Genomic DNA, 9519 nt, shown 5'->3' on the forward strand with positions numbered 1-9519 from the left:
GTGAATTCCGATGGTGGTTCGAATGGTTTGACGGCGCCGTCGGGGGTGGCGCAGGAGCGGGTGTTGCGGGCGGCGTTGGTGGATGCGGGTGTTTCTGCGGATGGGGTGGATGTGGTGGAGGGGCATGGGACGGGGACGCGGTTGGGTGATCCGATCGAGTTGGGTGCTTTGTTGGGGGTTTATGGGCGGGGGCGGGGTTCTGGTCGGTCTTTGTTGGTGGGGTCGGTGAAGTCGAATATTGGTCATACGCAGGCGGCGGCGGGTGTGGCGGGGATTGTGAAGGTGGTGGAGGGGTTGCGTCGGGGGGTGGTTGCGGGGTCGTTGCATGTGGGGGTGCCGACGTCGCGGGTGGATTGGTCGGTGGGTGGTGTGGAGGTGGTGCGGGAGGCGGTGCCGTGGCCTGAGGTGGTGGGTCGGGTGCGGCGGGCGGGGGTGTCGTCGTTCGGGATGTCGGGGACGAACGCGCACGTCATCCTCGAGGAGGTCCCGGGCTCGCGGGTGGAGACGCCGGTGCGTTCCGCGGCTCCGAACGCGGTCTCGTCCGACGCCGACGCCGACGCCGACGCCGACGCCATGGCCGTGGCCGTGGACGCCGTGGACACCGACGCCGAGGACATCACGGTGCCGTGGGTGCTCTCGGCCCGGTCGGAGACCGCGTTGCGTGCGCAGGCCCGGCGCCTGCTGTCCCAGCTGGGCGACACCGCCGATCCACCGTCGGTCCGCGACGTGGGCTGGTCCCTGGCGCATGGGCGGGCGGCGTTGGAGCACCGTGCGGTCGTCGTCGGCGAGGACCGCCTCCGCGGGCTGCGTGCGCTGGCGCAGGGGCAGTTCGACCAGGACGTCGTGCCCGGGCGGTCCACCGGTGGTGACGACCGGGTGGTGTGGGTGTTCCCGGGGCAGGGGGCGCAGTGGGCGGGGATGGGTGTGGAGCTGCTGGAGTCGTCGGCGGTGTTCGCGGAGCGGGTGGCACAGTGCGATCGGGCGTTGCGGCCGTTCCTGGGCTGGTCGGTGGTGGAGGTGCTGCGGGGCGCAGCGGGTGCGCCGCCGTTGGACCGGGTGGACGTCGTGCAGTGCGCCTCGTGGGCGGTCATGGTGGCGCTGGCGGCGGTCTGGGAGTCGTGGGGAGTGCTCCCGGACGTGCTCGTCGGGCATTCGCAGGGGGAGATCGCGGCGGCATGCGTGGCGGGGGCGTTGTCCCTGGACGACGCGGCGCGAGTGGTGGCGGTCCGGTCGCAGGCGATCGCGCAGCTGCTGGCGGGGGCGGGTGGCATGGCGTCGGTGGCTCTGCCCGCGGCGGAGGTGGCGACCCGGCTGGCGGGGCAGGACGGGCTCGTCGATGTGGCGGCGGTCAACGGTCCGTCGGCGACCACCGTCGCCGGCGAGCCCGGCGCGTTGGGCGCGGTGCTCGCCGGCTGGGAACTCGAGGGGGTGCGGGTCCGGCGGCTGCCGGTGGACTACGCCTCCCACACAGCCCAGGTGGAGCACGTCCGTGAGCGGCTCGCCGAGGAGCTCGCCGCCGTGGTTGCCCGGCCGCCGACCGTGACCATGTGGTCGACGGTCACCGCGCGGCCGGTGGACCCGGCGGTGCCGCTGGACGGCGGGTACTGGTACCGGAACCTGCGGTCGACGGTGCGTTTCGGGGCGGTCGTCGAGGCGCTGGTGGCGGACGGGTGCCGAACGTTCCTGGAGGTCGGTGCGCATCCGGTGCTCACCGCGGCGGTGGCGGAGACGGCCGAGGCGGCCGGGGTCGATGACGCGCTCGTCGTCGGGTCGCTGCGGCGCGGTGACGGTGGGCTGGCCAGACTCCTGACCGGTGCCGCGCAGCTGTGGGCGCACGGTACGCCGGTGGACTGGGGACCGCTGGTGACCGGGGGGCGGCTGGTCGACCTGCCGACCTACCCGTTCGAGCACCGGCGCTACTGGCCGGATCCGCCCGCGACCACCGGCAGCGGCGGCGGTACCGGCATGGAGGCGCCCGGGACGCCCGGCACCGACCATCCCCTGCTGGGCGCCGCGGTCCCGCTCGCCGACACCGGTGGGCTGCTGTTCGGCGTGACGCTGTCGCGCGACGTCACGCCCTGGCTCGCGGAGCACACGGTGGCCGGCGCCGCCCTGCTGCCGGCCACCGCCTTCCTGGAGATGGCCGTGCGCGCCGGCGTCGAGGCGGGCTGCGACCAGGTCGCGGAGCTGATTCTGGAGACACCGCTGGTCGTTCCCGATCGTGGTGGTGTCCACCTGCAGATCTCGGTCGGTCCACCCGGACCGGCGGGTACGCGTGCGTTCGCCGTGTACTCCCGTCCCGGTGGGCCGGACGAGACGGGCGGCGACCGGCGGCGGGCAGCGGATCCGGGCGGCCGGTGGACCCGGCACGCGACGGGAACGCTCCTGGCCGGCGGCGGGCACGGTGCCGCGGCTCGCCCGTCGTTCGATCTCGCCGTATGGCCGCCCGGCGGTACGCAGTCGGTCGCGACCGACGATCTCTACTCGCGGCTGGCAGCCTCCGGTGTGGACTACGGGCCGGCGTTCCGCGCGGTGCGGGCGGTGTGGCGTCGCGGCACGGAGCTGTTCGCCGAGGTGGCGCTACCCGAGCGGCTCGGTGCGCGGGCACGCCGGTTCGGGCTGCACCCGGTACTGCTCGACGCCGCCCTGCATCCGATGGTCCTCGACCCGGAGCTGGGGCCGCGACGGCTGCGCCCCTTCTCCTGGAGCAACGTCAGAGTGCACGCGACGGGTGTTCCGGCGTTGCGGGTGCGGCTGTCGCCGGCCGGCCCCGACGAGGTCGCCATCGAGGTCGCGGACGCCACCGGACAACCGGTGGCCGACGCCCGGCTGACATTGCGCCCGGCGCCCACACCGACGGCCGTGGAGCCCACCCCGACGGTGCCGGCGGCGGTCGACCCGGCCAGGGAGGTGCCGGTCCAGGACGCACCGGGCCAGCCCGCCGCAGTGGACGTCCAGCCGGGGGCGGGCCACCCGGACGTGTCGTCGTTCGCCCTGCGGCTGGCCGGCCTGCCCGGGCCGGAGCAGGATCGGGTGCTGCTCGACCTGGTCCGTGCCCAGGCGGCCGCGGTTCTCGGCCACGGCGAGAACGGTGTGGTGTCGGGCGACCGCTCGTTCCGGGACCTCGGCTTCGACTCGCTCAGCGGCGTGGAGTTCCGTAACCGGCTGACCGCCATCACGGGCCTGCGGCTGCCGGCGGCACTCGTGTTCAACCAGCCGACCCCACGCGTGCTTGCCCGGTATCTGCGCGGCGAGCTGGACCCTGGCCGCCACGGCGAACACGGCGCCCTCGCCGAACTGGAACGGCTCGAGGTCGCGCTGGCCGCCGCCGGCCCCGAGGTCGACGGCCAGGTCATCGCCCAGCGTCTGCAGACGTTGCTGTGGCGGTGGAACGACACCCGTCCCGGCACGGCGGCGGCGAGCACCGCGCCGGCCGGGACGGGCGGGACGGACGGCGGTGGCCATCCGGCCGCGGCTGGCGACGACTTCGACGCGATGAGTGACGACGAGATGTTGGAGGCGATCGACCGGGAGCTCGGCGCGTTCTGATCCGTCCGCCGTGATCGGCCTGATGCCGCGATCTGCCTGACAGTGGGAGTGCGACCGATGTCCAGCGCCAACGAAGACCGGCTCCGTGACTACGTCAAGAAGATCATGACGGATCTTCGGCGGGCCCGACGGCGGCTGAGTGAGCTCGAGGCCGCCGCGCACGAGCCGATCGCGATCGTGGGCATGAGCTGCCGATTCCCGGGCGGGGTGCGCTCACCGGAACAGCTGTGGGATCTCGTCGCCGCCGGGCGCGACGGGATCAGCGGGCTGCCGGCCGACCGGGGCTGGGATCTCGCCGGCCTCTACGACCCCGACGGGGTGCGTCCTGGCACGACCTACGCCCGCCACGGGGGCTTCCTGCATGACGCCGCCGACTTCGACGCGGACTTCTTCGGGATCTCGCCGCGCGAGGCGCTGGCGATGGACCCGCAGCAGCGGCTGCTGCTGGAGGTCACCTGGGAGGCGGTCGAGCGGGCGGGGATCGACCCGTCCACGCTGCGGGGCAGCGGGACCGGGGTCTTCGTCGGCAGCATCTACCAGGACTACGTCTCCCGGCTGCGTGAGGTGCCCGCGGAGGTCGAGGGCCATCTGAGCACCGGCGCCGCCAGCAGCGTGCTGTCCGGCCGCCTCGCCTACGTCCTCGGGTTGGAGGGGCCGGCGGTCACCGTCGACACCGCCTGTTCGTCGTCGCTGGTCGCGCTGCACCTGGCGGTGCGTGCGCTGCGCGGCGGGGAGTGCGGGCTCGCCCTGGCCGCGGGCGTGGCGGTGATGTCCAGCCCGTTGGTGTTCAGCGAGTACAGCCGGCAGCGCGCGCTGTCCGCGGACGGGCGCTGCCGGGCCTTCGCCGCGGACGGCGACGGGTTCGGCCTCTCCGAAGGCACCGGCGTCCTGCTGCTCGAGCGGCTCACCGACGCGCGCCGGCTGGGGCATCCGGTGCTCGCGGTGGTGCGTGGCAGCGCGGTGAACTCCGACGGTGCGTCCAACGGCCTGACCGCCCCGAACGGCCCCTCCCAGGAACGGGTGATCCGCCGGGCGCTGGCCGACGCGCAGGTGGCACCGGAAAGCATCGACGCGGTGGAGGCCCACGGCACCGGAACCCCCCTCGGCGACCCGATCGAGGCCGACGCCCTGCTCGCGACCTACGGGCAGGGACGGCAGCCCGGCGCGCCGCTGTGGCTGGGGTCGCTGAAGTCGAACATCGGGCACGCGCAGTCGGCCGCGGGCGTCGGTGGTGTCATCAAGATGGTGCTCGCGCTGCGACAGGAGACCCTGCCGCGGACCCTGCACGTGAATGAGCCGACGGCGGCGGTCGACTGGGGCAGCGGTGACATCCGGCTGCTTACGGAGCAGGTCGCGTGGCCACGGACCGATCGGCCGCGCCGGGCGGGCGTGTCATCTTTCGGTGTCTCAGGCACCAACGCGCATGTGATCCTCGAGGAGGCTCCGGCGGTCGGTCCCGATCCCGCCACCGAGACCGGCTCCGATGCCCGGATCGAGGCGGAGACCGGCTCCGGGCCGGTGCACGGCGTCGAGACGGCGCACGGCGTCGAGATGGCGGCAGGTCCGGAGGGTCCGGTGTCCGTGGACGCCCAGGCCGTGCCGTGGCTGCTGTCGGCGCGGTCGGCGGCCGGGCTGCGCGGGCAGGCGGGCCGGCTGGCCGAGCACCTGGCCGGCGGCGTGACCACGGCCGAACCCGCCGACGTCGGATGGTCCCTGCTGCGTGGGCGGGCCGCTCTGGAACACCGGGCGGTGCTGTTGGGTGACGACCGCGTGGCGGCGTTGCGTGCGCTGGCCGGCGGCGAGCCGGGAGTCGACGTGGTACGGGGACGGGCCGACGCCGAGGACGGCGGTGACGGCCGGGTGGTGTGGGTGTTCCCCGGGCAGGGCGCGCAGTGGGCCGGGATGGGCGCGGAGCTGCTGGAGACCTCGGCGGTGTTCGCCCGGCGGGTCGCCGAGTGCGCCGGGGCGCTGGCGCCGCATGTGGACTGGTCGGTGCTCGACGTCCTGCGAGGCGCCCCGGATGCGCCGCCGCTGGAGCGGGTGGACGTCGTGCAGCCGGTGTCGTGGGCGGTGATGGTGGGTCTCGCGGCCGTGTGGGAGTCGTGGGGCGTGCGACCGGACGCGGTGGTCGGGCATTCGCAGGGCGAGATCGCGGCGGCCTGTGTGGCGGGGGCGTTGTCCCTGGACGACGCGGCGCGGGTGGTGGCGGTCCGCGGGCGGGCCATCGCGGCGCGGTTGGCGGGCCATGGCGCCATGGCCTCGGTCGCCATGCCGGCTGCCGCGGTCGCCGCCGAGCTGGAACGGTGGGCCGGCGGGGTGGCGGTCGCCGCGGTGAACGGGCCGTCCGCGACCGTGGTCGCAGGCGAGCAGGCGGCCCTGGACGGGCTGCTGGACCGCTGGTCGGAGGAGGGCATCCGGGTCCGGAGGCTCCCGGTGGACTACGCGTCGCACACGGCGGCGGTCGAGGCGCTGCGGGCGGGCCTGCTGCGTGACCTCGCCGGCATCCGTCCGGCGCAGCCCCGGATCGCCTTCCACTCCACGGTCGAGGGCTTCCTCTCCGTGGCCGAGGGCGGCCCCGACACCGAGCCGTCGCGGCTGGACGCCGACTACTGGTTCCAGAACCTGCGCTCGCCGGTGCGGTTCGCGGCGGCCGTCCGCGGGCTCCTCGACGAGGGGTACCGGGTGTTCGTGGAGGTCGGTGCGCATCCGGTCCTGACACCCGCGGTGGCTGAGACGGCCCAGGCCGCCGGGGCGGACGGCACGCTCGCCGTCGGCTCGCTGCGCCGGGGGGAGGGCGGTCTGCGGCGGCTGGTGGCGAGCGCGGCGCAGCTGTGGGTACACGGGGTGCCCGTGGACTGGGCACCGCTGGTGGCTGGCGGGCGGCGCGTCGACCTGCCCACGTACGCGTTCCAGCGCCGACGCTACTGGCTGCACGACGGTGCCGGGCCGGGAGCCGCCACGGCCGCCAACGCGGACGTGGCGGATGCGGCCCGACAGTCACTGTTCCAGGTCGCGTGGACGCCATTGGCGGTTCCGGCGGGTGCGGCGGAGGCGGCCCGGGCCCGTCTCGTGACCGTGCAGCCTGGCGTCGATGTCCCGGCCACGGCCCTCGCCGCAAGCGATCCGCCCCCGGACTGGACCGTCGTCCGCCTGCCACCCACGGCGGGTGACGCCGCCTCCGTCCGGGGGGCGGTCCGGTGGGCGCTGTCGCTGGTCCAGGCCTGGTTGGCGGACGAGCGCCTCGCCGGGTCCCGGCTGGTCCTGGCCACCCGGGGCGCGGTGACCGGTGAGCCCGTGGCCGGGCAGGTCACGGATCTGGCCGGCGCCGCGGTGTGGGGGCTCCTCCGATCGGCGCAGTCCGAGCATCCCGGCCGGTTCGTCCTGCTCGACCTCGATGACGCCGACAGCTCCGCGGCCATGGTGCCTGCCGCCCTGGCCGCCGCCGGGGCACGGGACGAGAACCAGATCGCCCTGCGCGACAGGGGTGTGTTCGTCCCACGGCTGAGGCCGGTTCCGCCGGCTCCGGTTCCGGCCCCGGCTTCCGGACCGGCCGAAGCCGTCGCGGACGCGGCGGTGGAAGCTGGGACCACGGATCGCGCCCTGCCTTGGGACCCGGCGGGCACGGTTCTCGTCACCGGCGGAACCGGAACTCTCGGTGGTCTCGTTGCCAGGCACCTCGTCACCCGGCACGGGATGCGGAACCTGCTGCTGACCGGGCGGCGCGGCGCCGTCCCCGAATGGGCGGCGGATCTCACCGCGCTCGGCGCGCGCGTCACCGTCGCGGCCTGCGACGTGGCCGACCGCCAGGCACTCGCCGCTGTGCTGGCCGAGGTCCCCGCGGACCGTCCACTGACCGCGGTCGTGCACGCCGCCGGCATCCTCGACGACGGCGCCGTCGTCTCGCAGACCGGCGAGCGGGTCGATGCCGTGCTGCGGCCCAAGATCGACGCTGCGCTGCACCTGCACGAACTGACCGCGAACCTCGACCTCGCGGGTTTCGTGCTCTTCTCCTCGGCGGCCGGCGTGTTCGGTGGTCCCGGCCAGAGCGGTTACGCCGCGGCGAACGCGTTCCTGGACGCGTTCGCCCAGTGGCGCGCGGCGCGCGGCCAGCCAGCTGTCTCGCTGGCGTGGGGCCTGTGGGAGCAGCGCAGCGGCCTGACCGCCGGACTCGGTGACGCGGACCTGCGACGCATGGCCCGGGCGGGCATGCGTGCTCTGACCACCTCCGAAGCGCTGGACCTGTTCGACCGCGCGGTTGCCGGTACCGCGGACGCGGCACTGGTGCCGATCGGTCTCTCGGAGGAGGTCCTGACCGCTCAGGCGCAGGCGGGCACGCCCGCGGTGATGACGCGTGGGCTCGTCCCAATCGCCACACGTCCGTTCACCAGCGTGGCCGGTGGCGCGGACGCCGCGGCCGCCGACCCGCACGGCGTCCCGGTCGGCGGCACGATCGGCGGCACAGGCGGCACGATCGGCGGCACGGACGCGAGGTCCGGGCTGGTCCGCACCCTCGCCGGACTGACCAGGACCGAGCAGCGCGACGTTCTCGTCGACCTCGTCCGGGCACAGTCCGCCGCCGTGCTCGGACACCGCTCGCCGCATGCGGTCGAGCCCACCCGGGCGTTCAAGGAGATCGGCTTCGACTCCCTCACCTCCGTGGAACTGCGCAACCGGCTGGCGGAGATGACCGGGCTGCGCCTGCCCGTCACGCTGGTGTTCGACCACCCGAATCCGCGGGCGGTCGCCGAGCTCCTGTACGCACGGCTGGTGGAGGAGACCCAGGCCTCCACCGCCGCACCCGCGTCCGGAGATGTCTCGCGCGGTCTGGCCGTGGTGACCCGCCCGGGTATCGCACGGGCGGGTGCCGATGACGACCCGGTCGTCATCGTGGGTATGGGCTGTCGTTTCCCGGGCGGGGTTTCCTCGCCGGCGGATCTGTGGCGGGTGGTGGCGGAAGGCGTGGACGCGGTCTCCGATTTTCCTGCCGACCGCGGATGGGATGTGGCGGCTCTCTTCGACCCGGTGCCGGGCCGGCCGGGACGCTCGTATGTGCGTGCGGGCGGATTCCTGTACGACGCCGGTGATTTCGACGCGGATTTCTTTGGGATCTCTCCGCGTGAGGCGTTGGCGATGGATCCGCAGCAGCGTTTGTTGTTGGAGGTGTCGTGGGAGGCGTTGGAGCATGCGGGGATCGACCCGACGTCGCTGCGTGGCAGTGCGACCGGTGTCTTCACCGGGCTGAGTTATCACGACTATGTCACCGGTCTGCGCGCCGGCCACGACGCGGAGGGATATCTGCTCACGGGTAACGCCGGCAGTGTCGCCTCCGGTCGGGTCGCGTACACCCTGGGGTTGGAGGGCCCGGCGTTGACGGTGGACACGGCGTGTTCGTCGTCGCTGGTGGCGCTGCACCTGGCGGTGCGTGCGCTGCGCGCCGGCGAGTGCACGCTCGCGCTGGCGGGTGGCGTCGCCGTCATGGCCACCCCGACGACGTTCGTCGAGTTCTCTCGGCAGGGTGGGTTGGCGGTGGATGGTCGGGTGAAGGCGTTTGGTGAGGGTGCGGATGGGACGGGGTGGGGTGAGGGGGTGGGGGTTGTGGTGGTGGAGCGGTTGTCGGTGGCGCGGGAGCGGGGTCATCGGGTGTTGGCGGTGGTGGGTGGTTCGGCGGTGAATTCCGATGGTGGTTCGAATGGTTTGACGGCGCCGTCGGGGGTGGCGCAGGAGCGGGTGTTGCGGGCGGCGTTGGTGGATGCGGGTGTTTCTGCGGATGGGGTGGATGTGGTGGAGGGGCATGGGACGGGGACGCGGTTGGGTGATCCGATCGAGTTGGGTGCTTTGTTGGGGGTTTATGGGCGGGGGCGGGGTTCTGGTCGGTCTTTGTTGGTGGGTCGGTGAAGTCGAATATTGGTCATACGCAGGCGGCGGCGGGTGTGGCGGGGATTGTGAAGGTGGTGGAGGGGTTGCGTCGGG

The 9519-nt window shown here is 73.9% G+C and carries 3 protein-coding genes; all 3 read left to right on the top strand.

Features of this window, described 5'->3' with window-relative positions:
• A partial coding sequence (locus FREUN1FDRAFT_RS36235; protein WP_035957270.1) for a type I polyketide synthase occupies window positions 1–3549 on the top strand: 3549 nt, incomplete at its 5' end.
• Between the two features lie 57 nt (window positions 3550–3606).
• The gene (locus FREUN1FDRAFT_RS36240; protein ID WP_006545387.1) at window positions 3607–9444 is read left to right on the top strand and encodes a type I polyketide synthase; all 5838 of its coding nucleotides are present in this window, start codon (window positions 3607–3609) and stop codon (window positions 9442–9444) included.
• Window positions 9441–9519, top strand: a 79-nt coding sequence (locus tag FREUN1FDRAFT_RS48370) for a hypothetical protein (protein ID WP_369809853.1), incomplete at its 3' end; no start/stop codon positions are given. The genes FREUN1FDRAFT_RS36240 and FREUN1FDRAFT_RS48370, both read left to right, overlap by 4 nt.

Origin of the sequence: Parafrankia sp. EUN1f (genome assembly GCF_000177675.1) — a bacterium.
Classification (GTDB): Bacteria; Actinomycetota; Actinomycetes; order Frankiales; family Frankiaceae; genus Parafrankia.